The sequence below is a fragment of the Nodosilinea sp. E11 genome, from assembly GCF_032813545.1.
Taxonomy (GTDB): Bacteria; Cyanobacteriota; Cyanobacteriia; order Phormidesmidales; family Phormidesmidaceae; genus Nodosilinea.
This window is the reverse complement of record NZ_CP136520.1, coordinates 2,647,968-2,663,166: the sequence shown is the minus strand read 5'-3', so window position 1 is coordinate 2,663,166 and position 15,199 is coordinate 2,647,968. Positions and strand designations below refer to the sequence as shown.

Below are 15,199 nucleotides of genomic sequence, written 5' to 3'. Positions count from 1 at the left end.
GCCTAGTAAAACAACAGCTGCCGTAGCACCAGCGACAGCACCGCTACCGCGCACACAACTACCAGGTGTCCCGGCATCGGCAAAATAGAATATCCCAGCAGCAGCTCCCAGTAGGAGGCTGATACGGTCTGCAACCAGCCTAGCAGGGAAGCCAGAGTGAGGTAAATAATACCCAGCCCATGAATGATGCCCAGACCACTAAGACTGCTGAGCGCCAGGGTCTCTAGCTTAGGTGGGTTGCGAAAGGCTAGATAGCCGCATACCCAACCGGCGGGCACAAAGCCAATTAAGTAGCCAAAGCCGGGCTCACGTACGTAGCTCAGCCCGCCCCCCTGGGTAAACACCGGAAATTCAAATACCCGAAACAGCGCCAGCCCCAGGACCAAGTAGGCAATCTGGGACAGTGCTGCTGCGTTTTTGCCCCCCACGCAACCGGTGAGCAACACAGCCCCCACCTGGAAGCTTACCCCTAGCGATAAGATTGCCATGCCAGACTGTCCCCAGCTCCAGGGGGCAGTGAGGGTAAATGTCTCCATCCAGGTGGCTACAATAGTGAGAACCAACCCGATTAAGGCCCACAGTAGTTCAAAGGGTGCTAGCACGAGCGCTGTCTTCACCTGTTGGCAGCAGAATTTAGACAATCACATTAGCAGGGTTTGCCAGCCTGGGCACGGGTCAAAGTAAAGAATTTTCCGCGTTTTGTAAGGCTATGGGTGATCGGGCAAACCCCTTTAGAGGCTAGAGGGTACAGACACTTCGCACAGCCTAAGTCGTACGCCTGGAGCGTTGTCGCAGCGTCTTTGCCTAGACGAGAATGCGCTATCTCTGGCTAAAGAGACTAAGCCTCATTGTAACAATTTATGTCTAAAGGCAGTTTAAAAAGCAGGAGCCTTAGCAGCACATTAAAAAGAAAAAGGTGTGTTCTATGGCTAACTCGATCGAGTTCGAGCTGTTTGCCCCTTACAACAAGGGTGTAGTTTTGACTGGCTCCTTTAGCGAGGGGAAAGACATCCCCATGGAGAAAGGAGACGATGGCTATTTTCGTACCCATGTCGAACTAGATGATGGTCAGTACGATTACAAATTTCGAGTTCAGTCGAGAAGTTTTTTTCTAGAACCCGATGAATGGATCGACGTGATCGATCCTAAGGCCATGCATGTCGACGAGAGCCATCAAACTGCTGTTATGCAGATTAAAGATGGTATGCCCATTGTCGATGATTATGTTTGGTGCCACGACGACAAATGGCTGCCGCAGAATGACGAGCTGATCATTTACGAAATTCTAGTCAGTGACTTTTCCGGTGGCGAAGACGATCCCTACGCGCGAGGGCAATTTAAGCACATTACCGAAAAACTTGATTACCTTTGTGAATTAGGGGTCAACGCCATTGAGCTTATGCCCATTCATGAGTTTCCGGGTGAGCAGAGTTGGGGATATAACACCCACCACTACTTTGCTCCGGAAGCGGCCTACGGCAGCAGCAAAGATCTGAAACGATTGATAGACGAGTGCCATGCTCGAGGTATTCGCGTCATTTTAGACATTATTCTCAACCACTCTGGCTCTGAGGCTCCACTGACCAAAATTGATTACACCTACTGGTACCACCGCGAGCCTAAAGACACTGAGCAAAACTGGGGGCCAGAATTTAACTACGACCACTATGACGAAAAGCTAGAGCTATGTCCTGCTCGGGAATTTGTCAAAGATGTCCTTCAATTTTGGATTGCGGAATACCACATTGATGGCTTTAGATTTGATGCCGTTAGCCAGATGGGTCACTTTGACTTTTTGGGCCAGCTAGCCGACGAAAATCGCCAACAAGCTCAGCCCAAGCCGTTCTACAACATTGGTGAGCTAATTCCTGAATCGCCTGATGCTACCAACTTTGATGGCCCCCTTGATGGCTGTTGGCGCGATGGCTTTTTGCATCAGATTCGGCCCCTGCTGTGGGGAGATGAGACCGATATAGAAACGGTTAAAGAACTGATTGATGCGAAGCGGGCAGGCTATTTAGGGGCGGTTAATGCTATCAACTACCTGAGTAACCACGACCACGATCGCCTCATGGTTCAGTTGGCCAACCATGAGATCTTTGACGAAGCGGCCTTTAAACGGGTCAAGCTAGGTGCCGTCTTGGTGATGACGGCGATGGGTGTGCCGTTAATTTGGATGGGGGAAGAATTTGGAGACTACCATCCCAAAACGTTGGAATCGGCCAAGATTGATTGGTCACTGTTAAGTAATGATCCTAACCATGACCTGTTAGAACACTATCGAGGGCTCATTCATCTGCGCAAAGACAATCATGCCCTGCGCACAGAAAATGTGGATTTCTTCTATGAGGACGTAGAGTCTAAGGTGCTGGCCTACATTCGTTGGAATGATGAAGGCTCTCGGATTGTCGTGGTGATCAATTTTTCTGGGCAATACCTGGCTGACTATAACGTTCGAAATTTTCCCCAAAATGGCACCTGGCATGAATGGACAAATGATTACGATGTCGAGGTTAACGATGGGGTTTTGACGACCGATTTACCAGAGTACGAAGCTAAGGTGCTGGTGGTTTAACGGCTGCTTTTCGCCTGTCCAGGTGCGCAGGCGTAGCCAAGCCATAGGCGTTACGGTTCGTCTTTACAGAGCATCCAGCCGTTACAAGTTGTTTATCCACGATCCATGTGGGTACAGTCGGGTTTTTTCTAGAGATTTTTTTCATGCAACTTAAGCCAATTAACCAACAGGTGGTCGTCGTCGTAGGAGCCTCTAGCGGCATTGGTCGCGATGCGGCCTTGGCGTTGACCCAGCGGGGTGCTCAGGTGGTTGTCGCCGCGCGCAATCAGGCTGGGTTGGAGTCGTTAGTGGAGCAGATTCGACGGGCGGGGGGTGAGGCGATCGCCGTTGTGGCCGATGTCGCTGAGTTTGAGCAGGTCAATGCGATCGCTGAGGCTGCGATCGCCACCTTTGGCCGCATTGACACCTGGGTGCACTGCGCGGCGATTGGCATGCTGGCTCCCTTTGAGGCCATGACCATCGAAGAATTTCGGCGGATCATCGATGTCACCCTGATGGGCCAGGTGTATGGGGCTAAGGTGGCCCTGCCTCACCTCAAGCAAGCGGGACAGGGCTCGCTCATTGCCATTTCGTCGATGGAGGGACGACGGGCGCTACCTTTGCAGAGTGCCTACTCCACGGCCAAGCATGGGCTAGAGGGCTTTCTGGAATCGCTGCGGGTAGAGCTAGAGCACGAGGGGCAAGCTATCAACATCACCAGCATCAAGCCAGCGGTGATCAATACCCCTTTCTACAACCACATGCGTACCAAGGTCGGCGTTAAGCCCACGGGCATTCCCCCCTACTACGACCCACGCTTAGTCACGACTGCGATTCTCTACGCCGCCGAGCACCCGATTCGCGACTACATTGTGGGTGATGTGGGCCGCCTGCTCGATGTCACCCAGCGGTTGTCGCCAGAGGTGGTCGACTTTGCCCTGGCCCACATTGGCTTTCGGGGTCAGCGTACCGATCAGCCCAAAACCTCCCAGGCCCCAGACGGCTTGTTTGAACCGATGGCTGGCTATGAGCAAGTGAAGGGAGATTTTACCCATCTCACGGTGCCGAGTTTGTCAGATTGGCTGGTGAAGCTGGTGTTGGGGCACTAATGGGGCACTGATGGGGCATTGGTGAGTATCTGCACGTTTTAACGGGAGCATGGAATGAAATATCGGCAGTTGGGAGACAGCGATCTGACCGTTTCAGAAATTGCGCTGGGGTCATGGTTAACCTATGGCGGCGGGGTGGAGCGACAGCAGGCCGAAGCCTGTGTGCACAAAGCCTTTGAGGTCGGCATCAACTTCATCGACACGGCCAATGTCTATGGGCGGGGAGCCGCCGAGTCATTTTTGGGGGAGGTGCTGCGGGGGCGCGATCGCAGTTCTTACGTGTTGGCCACCAAGGTGTTTTTCCCCATGTCGCCTAGCGATCAAGGGCTGTCAGCCGCGCAAATCTACAAGCAGATCGATGCCTCATTACAGCGTCTGGGTACCGATTATGTCGATCTCTACCAATGCCACCGCTTCGATCCAAAAACTCCCCTAGAAGAAACCATGGCCGCGCTGAGTGATATCGTGCACCAGGGCAAAGCGCGCTACATCGGCTTTAGCGAATGGCAGCCGACTCAGATTCAAGCGGCTCTAGACCTGGCCAATACCGAAAAATTTGTCTCCAGCCAGCCGCAGTATTCGATGCTGTGGCGACAGCCCCAGGCCGAGGTGTTTCCCCTCTGTGCCGCCAACGGCATTGGCCAAATCGTCTGGTCACCCCTGGCCCAGGGGGTGCTCACCGGCAAATACAAGCCCGGTGCCTCACCCCCTGCCGACTCCCGCGCCGCCAATGACCAGATGAATGGGTTTATGGATGAGGTAAGGCGCGATCGCGTCCTCAGTGCCGTTCAAAACCTCCAGCCCATAGCCCAGCGACTCAACCTCTCTATGGCCCAACTGGCTCTCGCCTGGATTTTGCAGGACGAGCGGGTCACCGCCGCCATTGTTGGGGCTAGTCGCCCTGAGCAGTTGACCGACAATGCGGCGGCTTCTGGAGTGCATCTAAGTCCTGAGGTGCTTCAGGAAATCGATCAAGTCCTATCCCCAGCTCTACCTCAGCCGACGGAGCGGTAATCTGCGATCGCCACTCATCCCCACGCCCGCCGCCGACAGGCGGTAAACCTGAAACAGTTTTGAACCCCCATTGGCACGTACGCCTCCGGGCAACTGTTAGAGCTAAACCCCAACGCTAGCTAAATGGGTGGCCGGGGTTTCTTTCGACTATTCCCGCACGTTGCCGCGCTGAGATTTGATTTGCCCTCGCTTGGTTTTGCTGTCGAGGCGTTTTTGCTTAGCGCTGTTTGAAGGTTTGGTGGGCTTGCGTTTTTTGGGGGTGAGAGTGACGCTTTGGATCAGGGCTTTAAGGCGATCGAGGGCATCAGCTTTGTTTTGTTCTTGAGTGCGGTGCTGCTGAGCTTTGATGATCACAATGCCGTCTTTGGTAATGCGGCTGTCGCTTAGGTTAAGCAGGCGCTCTTTGTATAGAGGCGACAGGGATGAGGCGTTGATATCAAAGCGCAGATGAATGGCGGTGGCGACTTTGTTGACGTTTTGGCCTCCCGCCCCCTGGGAGCGAACGGCGCTCAGCTCAATCTCGCTGAGGGGAATAGCGGTGCGTTTGGTAATTTGCAGCATGGCGCTCAGGGGAGGCTATCTATACCATAACCAAATTGAACAGGGGGTACAGCGTTGAAGCCCTCTACATGACAGGCTTTTGTCACTATATCGTTATCTCTATATTCTGGTTGATTACCGAGCCGGTAGGTTTATCTACTTTGAAGCTAGAGGATTAACCCGCAAGGGTCTTTCTCCTTTAAAGCAAGCGCTTGAGACGGGTGCATCTAGAGACTGAGCATCAGCCAACCGTTGCATACGCCCGTTTGAGACTTTCCTCCTAAAGAAATTGGGTCAATCAGGCAAACTTCCTCGTTTTGCCTGTTGGAGTAAAACTCCAGATCGAGATTTAGCGGAATACTCTCAACCAAGAAAAACAAAATCAACCCTTCAAAGGAGATTAACGATGATGAGCGAACGCAATTGTGCACTAGCCTTAGGTCTTTTATTTACAGTCTTGGGCCTAGCCGGATTTATTCCAGCGCTGGTGTCTCTTCCCTCGCCGGAGGTCGCTGGTGCGGCACCCTTGCCGATTGATCTAAGCGACACTTACACCCAGGGCTTTGGCTATCTCTTTGGCCTTTTCCCGATCAATCTAATGCATAATCTGGTTCACCTGGCAGTTGGCATCTTTGGTCTTTCGGCCTCTACCACCGTAGGCGGTGCCCGTCTGTTTAACCGATTCTTTGCAATTTCTTATCTGTTGATTGCCGTTATGGGTCTGGTGCCTGTGGCTCACACCGTGTTTGGCCGAATGCCGATTTTTGGCAATAATGTTTGGTTTAACGCTTTAACGGCTTTGATCGCAGGTTATTTTGGGTTTCTTGTACCCGAGAAAAAAGCCAGCATCAGTGTTTAGTTGGCATCATAAAACTTAATTGTAAGGAAAGCGCAGTTAGAAGAGACTAACTGCGCTTTTTTGGTAGAGAAAAATAGGTTAAGCCCTTTGACCGATGAGGATGGCCCTGAAAAGGTAAAGCATGGAGAAAAGCGTTACTGAAACAGCCTTTAATAGAGCTGACTAGGAGACATCATGACAGAGCAATATACCCATAGAGGCATCGGTTTTTTCCCTGAGGAAGAACAGGCGGAACAAGCCGTTCGAGCATTAGAATCATCTGGCTTTCCCATGGGTCAGATTTCAATTTTGGCCAAGCAGTTGGCAGAGGATGTGGTGGCGGGGGGCGCTAAGACAGGTTCTGAGGTCAAAGGGCAAGATATTAATGACTCTAAACGACTGCCGGAGAATGCTTTGACATTGGCATTCTGGGGCGGTTTGCTAGGCGGCCTGGGCGGGTTGGCAATTCCTGGGGTAGGCGCAGTGATAGCGGCGGGCTCCGTGGGTGCGGCTTTTGCTACGGTGGCTGCAGGGCAAGGGGCAGGGGCCTTAGCGACGTCACATCTCAAAGATGGGTTGCGTTCCCTGGGCGTTCCCCAAGAGCGGGCGGGGGCTTTTAGCGATCGCTTAATTGGCGAAGATTTTATGGTAATCGTCGATGGCAGCCAGGCAGAAGTGAGCCAGGCTGAGTCAGTTTTAGCGAGCCACAGCATTCAAGTTTGGGATGTCTATCCGATGCCGCAGTCTTAAGTCGGTTCTGACCCACAGAGGCGGGAATCCATCCTGGAGTAACTTATTCACAATGGATTCCCACGGAAGTGGGAATGACAGATTGGGAGCATTTAAGCGAACCCGACATCAAGATCGCAAGAGGAATTTATTCAGAGTCTTGGTGATCGACTTGACCCATGCCTACGCCGTCGTTGCGGCGATCGTCGAGCATTTGAGGGGCGACAGCGGGATTCTCAACAATTTCTCGGGGATCTTTGTCGTAGCCGCCCTTGTTAACTAAGTCACGAGGATCGAACGTTTCCTCATCAATAGTCTTATCAACGGATTGAGGATTGTCGAGATTTTTACCTTGATTCTCAGTCATAAAACCAATTCTTTTGCGTTACGTCAGCGCTTAAAAAGCATGTTTTTACTAGGCTAACGAGTAACAGCGGTCGTTTCATCTCTCATCCGCTATACATTGGAGGTGCCAATCGGATGAATTGAGCGGGCTGTGGCATTGATTTTGCTTCACCTAAAAGAAGCGGTTAATTATAGCTGTCTTCCCAATGGTTAGGACGTTTTTGATGGCAACCTGTTGATGAGGCTATACACCAGGCCACTGCCCAGTTTTGCGGTTGGTAATTGCGGCTATGGGTGGAATAGTCATACACTGAGGTGTGTTTAAAATCTGCCATTGCTAGGCATGCTGATCGCCCCTCAATTGCAGGTGCCCCCCAATTACAGGTTTACAGCAAAACCACACCGGTCTTAATGGATGAAGGACAATGCCCCATGGATATAACTCGCAGCAGCAAAATACCGGAGATCCTGAAAATTCATGAGGCAGAACTGCTGTCGGAGTGGAATCAAGAACTGATTGCGACCAACACTCGCAAAGGGTTAATTAAAGAGGTAGAGCTACAGGTCGAGTGCCGAGAATTTCTCAAGCTGCTCCGCGTCGCGGCTCAATCGGGTAACTTGAGCAATGTTCAAGCAACGGAATGGCGAGAGGTGCGGGACATGCTGACTAGCATTTCGCGATCGCGCTCCCAAAAAGGCTTTACCCCCACTGAAACGGCTACCTTTGTCTTTTCATTCAAGCGACCGCTGTTTGACCGCCTGCGGCAGCAGCTGCACGACCCTGTTGAGCTAGGCGAAGAGGTGTGGCAAGCCACCGACCTGCTCGATCGCCTCGGGCTGCTGGTAATAGAAGCCTACCAAAAATCGCGAGAAGAAGTGATTTTGCGGCAGCAGGAAGAAATGATGGAACTGTCTACCCCAGTGGTCAAACTCTGGGAAGGCATTTTGGCACTGCCGATTATTGGCACCCTCGACAGTGCCCGGACTCAGGTGGTGATGGAGTCACTGTTGCAAAAGATTGTTGAAACCGGCTCAGAAGTCGCGATTATTGACATTACCGGAGTGCCAACCGTCGATACGCTGACCGCTCAACATTTGCTCAAAACGGTGACCGCCGCTCGCCTGATGGGGGCCGACTGTATCATCAGCGGCATTCGACCGCAAATTGCCCAAACGATTGTGTATCTCGGCATCGATTTAACCGATGTAACTACCAAAGCAACCTTAGCCGATGCCTTTCTGATGGCATTAAAGCGCATGGGAACCACGATCGCCCGTAAGTAGGCCCGCAAGCAGGGTAAAGGAAGTACTGATGGAACGGATTCCCATCCTTCAAATGGGCGAATTTTTGCTCGTCACCATTCAGGTTGACATGCACGATCGCCTGGCAATGACATTACAAGACGACCTGACCAACCGGATTAGCCAAACCAATGCAAACGGGGTCTTAATCGACATTTCTGCCCTAGAGATTGTTGATTCTTTTATTGGCAGAATTTTGGGTAACATTGCCAAAATGTCGCGGGTTATGGATGCTGAAACGGTAGTCGTCGGCATGCAGCCTGCCGTCGCCATTACCCTGGTGGAGCTAGGGCTTTCCCTCACCGGCATTCGCACCGCCTTGAATGTGGAAAAGGGGATGGCCCTATTGCGAGCGTCGGTCGGCAAATCCGCCAATGTTCAGGTCATGGCGACGGAGTGGGATGTAGAGGACGATGCAGAAGATTGAGGAGATGGTCATTCAATCTTCTGCGGACGTGGTTTTGGTGCGCCAAGCCGTGCGCCAGTTTGCCATTGAGCTTGGCTTTGGGTTAGTCGATCAAACCAAAATTGTCACCGCTGCCAGCGAGCTGGCTCGCAATACCCTAGATTATGGCGGCGGCGGAACCGTCAGGTTAGAAACGCTGCAAGAAGGCATTCGGCGCGGTCTCAGGCTCACCTTTGACGATCAGGGGCCGGGCATTCCCGATATTGAAATGGCGCTCAGGGATGGCTTCACCACCGGTGGCGGCTTGGGAATGGGGCTGGGGGGCGCAAAACGTTTGTCCAACGACTTTGAAATTGAGTCTGTGGTGGGAGAGGGAACGCGGGTAATCGTCGTACGCTGGAAATAATCTGAGGGCATCAATTGAATGAATCTACGGCCATCGCGATTACAGAGCAGAGTCAAGCTGGAGAAGCACGGCGAACCTCTTTAGCCCTGGCCACCCGGCTTGGCTTTGACGAAACTGAACGGGGCAAGGTGGGCCTTTTGGTCACAGAGGTGGCGAACAATCTGATTCGGCACGCAGGCTGCGGCGTGATTGTGCTGCGGGCGATCGCCCAGGATGACCTCATCGGTATCGAAGTGTTGGGGTTAGATCAGGGGTCTGGCATGGTGGATGTGGAGGAATGCCTGCAAGATGGCTTTTCTACCGCCGGCACAGCGGGCAACGGGCTAGGTGCCATTCGCCGCCTCTCTGACTTCTTTGACATTTACTCCCAGCCCAACCAAGGCACGGCACTGCTGGCCCATATCTGGGCAAAAACGTCTGTTCATTCGCCCCCCAAAATTATTGAAATTGGTGTAGTCGCTTTACCTAAGCTGGGAGAGGAGGTGTCTGGAGATGCCTGGGCTTGGCAAGGCGATGCTCACCGCAGCCTGTTTCTAGTGGTCGATGGGTTGGGGCATGGTCCGGCGGCGGCCAGTGCGGCGTCAGCGGCTATCCGAGTGTTTCACGATCATCATCATCAGTCACCCCAAGGCATTGTCGAAGCGGCCCATGCGGCACTGCGCAGTACCCGAGGGGCAGCCCTGGCGATCGCCGAAATCAACGTTGAGCAGCAAACCGTTTGCTTTGCGGGCATTGGCAATATTTCGGCCAGCATTTCTTCGGCGACCGAGCATCACAACCTGGTGTCTTACAACGGCACTGTGGGGCATGAAGTGCGTAAAATCAAAGAATTCACCTACCCCTGGTACGCCAACGGGCTGCTGACGATGCACTCCGATGGCATCAGTACCCAGTGGAAGCTCGATCGCTACCCCGGCCTCAACCAAAAACACCCCAGCTTGATTGCCGGTGTGCTCCACCGCGATTTTCATCGTGAGCGCGATGACGTAACCATGTTGGTGGCGAAAGGAACGGGCGCATGACCACCCTCTTCACCCTGCAAATTCACTACGAACAGGATGTCGTGCAGGCGCGGCAGCGCACCCGCGAGCTGGCCGAGCAGCTAGGGTTTGACGGGCAAGATCAGGTGCGGCTGGCCACGGCGGTTTCAGAAATTGCCCGCAATGCGTTTCAGTACGCCCAGGGTGGAAGAGTGCAGTTTGACCTGGAGGAAAGCTCCCAAAGCCTTCTCATTCAGGTGCAGGATCAAGGCGGTGGCATTCCGCATCTGAGCGATGTCTTAGCAGGAGGCTATCAGTCGTCTACAGGCATGGGGCTGGGCATTGTGGGCACGCGCCGCCTGATGGATTCCTTTGAAATCGAATCGAGCGAGCAGGGAACCACGGTGAGAATCGGCAAAGCTCTACCGAAGCGTTGGCGCAGCCTCTCTGAAAGAGAATCGCCCCTTTTCACCGACTCCCAGCTACAGCAGATTGGGGAGGCCGTTTTGGGGCGATCGCCCCAAAACCCTTACGACGAAATTCAGCGGCAAAACCAGGAATTGCTGCGGGCGATGGCCGAACTTCGCAAGCGAGAAGAAGAGTTAACTTACCTCAACCGGGAGCTAGAAGACACCAATCGCGGTGTGATTGCCCTCTATGCGGAGCTGGACGAAAAAGCCAGCTCCCTGCAACAGGCCAACGAGCTAAAAACGCGCTTTCTGTCTAACATGAGCCACGAGTTTCGCACGCCGCTGAACTCGATTTTGAGTCTCTCTCGAATGCTGCTGGCTCGCATAGATGGGGAGCTGTCCTTAGAGCAAGAAAAGCAGGTAACGTTCATTCAAAAAGCGGCGGATGGGTTGTCAGAGCTGGTCAATGATCTGCTGGATTTGGCCAAGGTAGAAGCGGGCAAAACCGAGGTGCATCCCAGTTCCTTTGCCGTGAGTGACCTGTTTGCCACCCTGCGCGGCATGCTGCGGCCGCTGCTGGTGCAGGGTTCCTCGGTGTCGCTCGTGTTTGACGAACCCGACGAACTGCCCTCGCTTTACAGCGATGAGAGCAAAATTGCTCAAATCCTCAGAAACTTTATCTCAAACGCGCTCAAATTTACGGAGCGGGGAGAGGTGCGCGTCACCGCAGAGCACGTTGGTCAGATGATTCGGCTCTCGGTGTCTGACACCGGCATCGGCATTGCCGCCGATGACCAGGAGCGCGTCTTTGAGGATTTTATGCAAATTGAGTCTCACCTGCAAAAGCAGGTGAAAGGGACAGGGCTGGGCTTGCCGCTATCGCGTAAGCTAGCCGAGCTGATGGGGGGCAGTGTTGCCGTGCAGAGTGAACCGGGTCAAGGGTCTACCTTTTCGGTCTGCATTCCGATTGTTTACCCCAAAGCCGCAGACCTGCCCGACTCACTGCAACCGATTACCGCTCTGAACCTGGCCCGCCTGCCCATTTTGGCGATTGAAGATCACACTGAAACGCTCTTTATCTACGAGAAACACCTGCAAGCGTCTAGATATCAGTTGATCGCTACCCGCACCCTGGCTCAGGCCAGACAGGCCTTACAACAACTTCAACCAGCGGCGATCGTGCTGGACATTTTGCTCGAAGGGCAAAACGGCTGGACGTTCCTGCGAGAGCTTAAAAGTGATGAAACAACTCGTAATATTCCTGTCTTAGTGATTACAGTCGTGGATAACGAGAAACAGGCGATCGCATTAGGTGCCGATGGATTCCTAATTAAGCCTGTAGAGCAATTACCTTTGCTCACCAAACTCAATACTCTAATTGGTCAGGGCAATACTCAAAAACTCTTACTTATTGATGATGACCCAGCTTGGCGATATGTAGTAAAGCAGTTATTGACGGGTATTTCGCTACAGGTTTTAGAAGCTGAAAGAGGACAGGAAGGATTGGTAATGGCAGAAAATGAACAACCTACTGCAATTCTGCTTGATCTTGAAATGCCAGAGTTAAGTGGATTTGCTGCGCTTGAACAGCTTCGGCATAATCCCATTACTCAATCTATTCCTGTTATCATCTACTCATCAACCCAGTTGGATTTAGAAACCCAGAGCCGTCTAGCTCAACAAGGTGTCGCTATCCTGTCTAAGGAAAAAACATCACAAGCAGAAGCAGTCTCTCACCTTCGAGCAGCACTCGCCAAAGCCGGACTTGTTTTAGGTGCTTGAGGACGTGTCATGTTTGTGCCCAGCGAAACCATTCTGCATATTGATGACAACGAGGCCAATCGTTACATCGTCAGGCGAATTTTGCAAAATGCAGGGTTTGCCGTCGTAGAAGCGGCAACGGCAACCGCAGGGTTAGAGGCGATCGTCCTGCATGAACCAGCGCTGGTGATTCTAGACGTAAAACTGCCTGATCTGAACGGCTTTGAAGTCTGTCGTCAGATCAAGTCTGACCCAAAAACTCGCTTTATTCCGGTACTACATCTCTCAGCCAGCTTTGTTAAAAGTCAAGATAAGGCCGAAGGACTAGACAGCGGTGCTGACGGTTATCTGGCCCAGCCAGTTGAACCGATTGAACTCTTGGCGACGGTGCGATCGCTATTTAGAATTCGCCAGGCAGAGGAACTAGCGCTCATTTCAGCCCGGGAGTGGCAAACCACCTTTGATGCCATCAACGATAGCGTCTGTCTGCTCGATCAGCAGGGTAAAATTTTGCGTTGTAATCGAGCCATGATGGGGCTTTTTGGTAAGCCTGCTGAAGACATTTTGGGATGCGTCCACTATGAATTGATGAAGGCCACCTTGGGGGTAGGAGACGGCACTTGTTTCTACCACGCTAAAGAAACGTTCCAGCGCCAACTGTTAGAACTGCAAAGTCAAGAACGCTGGTTTGCCAAAACCATGGACCCGGTTCTCAATGAGTTTGGTGCCTTTACAGGTGCCGTTCTGACTCTAGCAGATATTACCAATCGCAAGCAGATCGAGGATGAGCGCAAGCAAGCAGAACTAATTCTGCAGGAGCGTAATCAACGTCTAGATTCGCTCTATGAAACAACTCGTGAGCAAGCAGATCAGCTGCGGCAGGCAAATCGCATTAAAGACGAGTTTTTGGCCGTGTTATCCCACGAGCTCAGGTCGCCTTTAAACCCCATTCTAGGCTGGGCAAGAATACTGCAAACGAAACAACAAGACGCCGCAAAAACGCAGTATGCACTCGAAACGATTGAGCGAAACGCTAGATTACAAGCACAGCTGATCGAAGACTTGCTCGATGTTTCTCGCATCCTTCAGGGCAAGCTGAGTTTAAAGACAGAGCCAGTTAGTCTACCCTTCACGATTAGATCTGCCCTTGAGACTGTGCAGCTCGCCGCTGAAGCAAAAGCTATTCAAATTGAGACCATCTTTGAACCCGATGTTGGACAAGTGTTGGGCGATTCGGGTCGTCTACAGCAGGTGATTTGGAATTTGATCTCCAATGCCGTCAAATTCACACCCCCGGGTGGAAACGTGGAGGTGCGGCTAGAGCAAGTCGAGGCCGGTGAAGAACAGGCTGTATCGTCCCCTGGCCCTGCTGCCTATGCTCAAATTACAGTCAGTGATACTGGCAAAGGCATCACCGCTAGCTTTTTGCCCTATGTCTTTGACTACTTTCGGCAAGCCGACAGCACCACGACTCGAAGTTTTGGGGGGTTAGGGTTGGGATTGGCGATCGTCAGTCACTTGGTTGAACTCCATGGCGGAACCGTTGAGGCGGCGAGTTTAGGAGAAGGGCAAGGCTCAACCTTTATGGTGAGGCTACCCACCAGGGCTGTCTCACCATTGCATCCAGATCATCCCTCGGCGCTCGACCGTTCAGAGTTGCATTTTGATGGACTGCGAGTGCTGTTTGTGGATGATGAACAAGATTCACGTGATCTAGTTACTTTTTTGTTAGAACAGCAGGGGGCAACGGTTACTCAGGTAAGCTCCGCTCAAGAAGCGTTAAGGGAGTTACAACAAGCAGAGTTCGATTTGCTGATTAGTGATATTGGCATGCCTGATATGGATGGCTACGCCTTACTTCGCCAGATCAGAGCGCGATCGCCTGATCAGGGCGGAGACATTTTGGCGATCGCCATTACCGCCTACGCTGGGGAAAGTGATCAGCAGCAGGCATTAGCCGCCGGGTTTCAGCAGCATATTACCAAACCGATTGAGCCAGAAATTTTGTCGCAAACAATTTCGACGCTAATGCAGCACAAGTGAGAGCACCACAGACAGGGCAGCTGTGTCGCAAGAAATGAAAAGCCTTACTAACATAGGCTTTTGAGAGAATGGACGTAACTGGACTCGAACCAGTGACCCCCACGATGTCAACGTGGGGGTCTAAGCAGCCAAAATCCTTACTGTAGAGGCTTTTCAGAAAACTTGTATTGAATTGAATACCCAAATCGTACCCGATTGAATTTTCATGATTCTTAAAGTTTTTGGGTTGGCCGCTTATAGGCAGAATCCTACACCAAGCTAGAAGTCCTACACCACTAGGCATTAAGCTCTACATAATGCCATACATGTCATTTTTTAAGCCCTACACAAAGCCAATACCCTGCACGGTTGAGACTTTGACGAGATCACCTTGTTGATGTGGTGACTGGCCTCAATGGCTGCCGTAGGGGCTAATGTACTACTCTGCTTACCATGCCTTGGTTGAACTGCCCTCACTGGCTAATCTGCCAAATCGACTGCACGGCTGCGCGGGTGGGAGAAGTAGCGCGGCTACAGGTTCAGGACATTGTCGCTGGCTGTATTACCTAACGGGCCAGGAAACACCAAGACAAAGCAGACCAGTAGCGTGACTGCGGCTCCTCCGCTGGCTGAGCTGCTATAGGTAGCCGCCACATGTTTCTTGGTCTCTTGAAAAGGGGGTATAAGCACTCAGGCGGTGAAGAAGGCGTTGCGGTTAGCTTGTGACTACTTAGGTTTGAGGGAACAAGTACCCACGGTTCAAGGCAATGGTGAAGCCTCACA

General features: G+C 52.2%; 14 protein-coding genes. 11 read left to right on the top strand and 3 right to left on the bottom strand.

Annotated features, from left to right (window positions below; all coding sequences use genetic code 11):
* Positions 1 to 2: 2 nt before the first annotated feature.
* Positions 3 to 488 (bottom strand): biotin transporter BioY, encoded by a 486-nt coding sequence (locus RRF56_RS14110; RefSeq protein WP_317038279.1) that lies wholly within the window; start codon positions 486 to 488, stop codon positions 3 to 5.
* A gap of 437 nt (positions 489 to 925) precedes the next feature.
* Between RRF56_RS14110 and RRF56_RS14105 the strand changes: the two genes are divergently transcribed.
* From RRF56_RS14105 to RRF56_RS14095, 3 genes are all read left to right on the top strand, one after another.
* Positions 926 to 2,575 carry an alpha-amylase family glycosyl hydrolase gene (locus RRF56_RS14105; protein WP_317038278.1) on the top strand — a complete coding sequence of 550 codons (1,650 nt, stop codon included), beginning with the start codon at positions 926 to 928 and terminating at the stop codon, positions 2,573 to 2,575.
* 143 nt (positions 2,576 to 2,718) lie between these two features.
* Positions 2,719 to 3,663, top strand: a complete 945-nt coding sequence (locus tag RRF56_RS14100; RefSeq protein ID WP_317038277.1) for an SDR family oxidoreductase — start codon at positions 2,719 to 2,721, stop codon at positions 3,661 to 3,663.
* A gap of 54 nt (positions 3,664 to 3,717) precedes the next feature.
* Positions 3,718 to 4,677 (top strand): aldo/keto reductase family protein, encoded by a 960-nt coding sequence (locus RRF56_RS14095; protein WP_317038276.1) that lies wholly within the window; start codon positions 3,718 to 3,720, stop codon positions 4,675 to 4,677.
* A gap of 147 nt (positions 4,678 to 4,824) precedes the next feature.
* Here RRF56_RS14095 and arfB read toward each other — a convergent pair whose 3' ends face one another.
* On the bottom strand, positions 4,825 to 5,238 hold the full coding sequence (arfB, locus tag RRF56_RS14090) for an alternative ribosome rescue aminoacyl-tRNA hydrolase ArfB (protein ID WP_317038275.1): 414 nt from the start codon (positions 5,236 to 5,238) through the stop codon (positions 4,825 to 4,827).
* A gap of 268 nt (positions 5,239 to 5,506) precedes the next feature.
* Between arfB and RRF56_RS14085 the strand changes: the two genes are divergently transcribed.
* Complete coding sequence (locus RRF56_RS14085; protein WP_317038274.1) at positions 5,507 to 6,076, top strand: DUF4383 domain-containing protein; 570 nt, start codon at positions 5,507 to 5,509, stop codon at positions 6,074 to 6,076.
* 270 nt (positions 6,077 to 6,346) lie between these two features.
* Positions 6,347 to 6,805, top strand: a complete 459-nt coding sequence (locus tag RRF56_RS14080) for a hypothetical protein (RefSeq protein WP_317038273.1) — start codon at positions 6,347 to 6,349, stop codon at positions 6,803 to 6,805.
* 127 nt (positions 6,806 to 6,932) lie between these two features.
* Here RRF56_RS14080 and RRF56_RS14075 read toward each other — a convergent pair whose 3' ends face one another.
* On the bottom strand, positions 6,933 to 7,151 hold the full coding sequence (locus tag RRF56_RS14075; protein WP_317038272.1) for a hypothetical protein: 219 nt from the start codon (positions 7,149 to 7,151) through the stop codon (positions 6,933 to 6,935).
* A gap of 410 nt (positions 7,152 to 7,561) precedes the next feature.
* On the opposite strand from RRF56_RS14075, the gene RRF56_RS14070 reads away from it, so the two are divergent.
* Genes RRF56_RS14070 through RRF56_RS14045 form a run of 6 tightly spaced genes read left to right on the top strand, consistent with a single transcriptional unit; the run spans position 7,562 to position 14,437 of the window.
* The gene (locus RRF56_RS14070; RefSeq protein WP_317038271.1) at positions 7,562 to 8,413 is read left to right on the top strand and encodes an STAS domain-containing protein; all 852 of its coding nucleotides are present in this window, start codon (positions 7,562 to 7,564) and stop codon (positions 8,411 to 8,413) included.
* A gap of 28 nt (positions 8,414 to 8,441) precedes the next feature.
* Positions 8,442 to 8,858 carry an STAS domain-containing protein gene (locus tag RRF56_RS14065; RefSeq protein WP_317038270.1) on the top strand — a complete coding sequence of 139 codons (417 nt, stop codon included), beginning with the start codon at positions 8,442 to 8,444 and terminating at the stop codon, positions 8,856 to 8,858.
* A gap of 4 nt (positions 8,859 to 8,862) precedes the next feature.
* On the top strand, positions 8,863 to 9,243 hold the full coding sequence (locus RRF56_RS14060) for an anti-sigma regulatory factor (RefSeq protein WP_317038269.1): 381 nt from the start codon (positions 8,863 to 8,865) through the stop codon (positions 9,241 to 9,243).
* 14 nt (positions 9,244 to 9,257) lie between these two features.
* Complete coding sequence (locus RRF56_RS14055) at positions 9,258 to 10,265, top strand: ATP-binding SpoIIE family protein phosphatase (RefSeq protein WP_317038268.1); 1,008 nt, start codon at positions 9,258 to 9,260, stop codon at positions 10,263 to 10,265.
* Positions 10,262 to 12,415 carry an ATP-binding protein gene (locus RRF56_RS14050; RefSeq protein ID WP_317038267.1) on the top strand — a complete coding sequence of 718 codons (2,154 nt, stop codon included), beginning with the start codon at positions 10,262 to 10,264 and terminating at the stop codon, positions 12,413 to 12,415. The genes RRF56_RS14055 and RRF56_RS14050 overlap by 4 nt, the downstream gene beginning before the upstream one ends.
* A gap of 9 nt (positions 12,416 to 12,424) precedes the next feature.
* Entirely contained in the window at positions 12,425 to 14,437 is a 2,013-nt protein-coding gene (locus RRF56_RS14045) for a response regulator (protein ID WP_317038266.1), read from the top strand.
* Positions 14,438 to 15,199: the final 762 nt, after the last annotated feature.

Excerpts from the sequence above, each read along its gene's own strand:
- RRF56_RS14095 (WP_317038276.1), top strand. The coding sequence starts at position 3,718 with ATGAAATATCGGCAGTTGGGAGACAGCGATCTGACCGTTTCAGAAATT.
- RRF56_RS14045 (WP_317038266.1), top strand. The coding sequence starts at position 12,425 with ATGTTTGTGCCCAGCGAAACCATTCTGCATATTGATGACAACGAGGCC.
- RRF56_RS14060 (WP_317038269.1), top strand. The coding sequence starts at position 8,863 with ATGGTCATTCAATCTTCTGCGGACGTGGTTTTGGTGCGCCAAGCCGTG.
- RRF56_RS14050 (WP_317038267.1), top strand. The coding sequence starts at position 10,262 with ATGACCACCCTCTTCACCCTGCAAATTCACTACGAACAGGATGTCGTG.
- RRF56_RS14065 (WP_317038270.1), top strand. The coding sequence starts at position 8,442 with ATGGAACGGATTCCCATCCTTCAAATGGGCGAATTTTTGCTCGTCACC.
- RRF56_RS14075 (WP_317038272.1), bottom strand. The coding sequence starts at position 7,151 with ATGACTGAGAATCAAGGTAAAAATCTCGACAATCCTCAATCCGTTGAT.
- arfB (WP_317038275.1), bottom strand. The coding sequence starts at position 5,238 with ATGCTGCAAATTACCAAACGCACCGCTATTCCCCTCAGCGAGATTGAG.
- RRF56_RS14070 (WP_317038271.1), top strand. The coding sequence starts at position 7,562 with ATGGATATAACTCGCAGCAGCAAAATACCGGAGATCCTGAAAATTCAT.
- RRF56_RS14100 (WP_317038277.1), top strand. The coding sequence starts at position 2,719 with ATGCAACTTAAGCCAATTAACCAACAGGTGGTCGTCGTCGTAGGAGCC.
- RRF56_RS14105 (WP_317038278.1), top strand. The coding sequence starts at position 926 with ATGGCTAACTCGATCGAGTTCGAGCTGTTTGCCCCTTACAACAAGGGT.
- RRF56_RS14080 (WP_317038273.1), top strand. The coding sequence starts at position 6,347 with ATGGGTCAGATTTCAATTTTGGCCAAGCAGTTGGCAGAGGATGTGGTG.
- RRF56_RS14110 (WP_317038279.1), bottom strand. The coding sequence starts at position 488 with ATGGCAATCTTATCGCTAGGGGTAAGCTTCCAGGTGGGGGCTGTGTTG.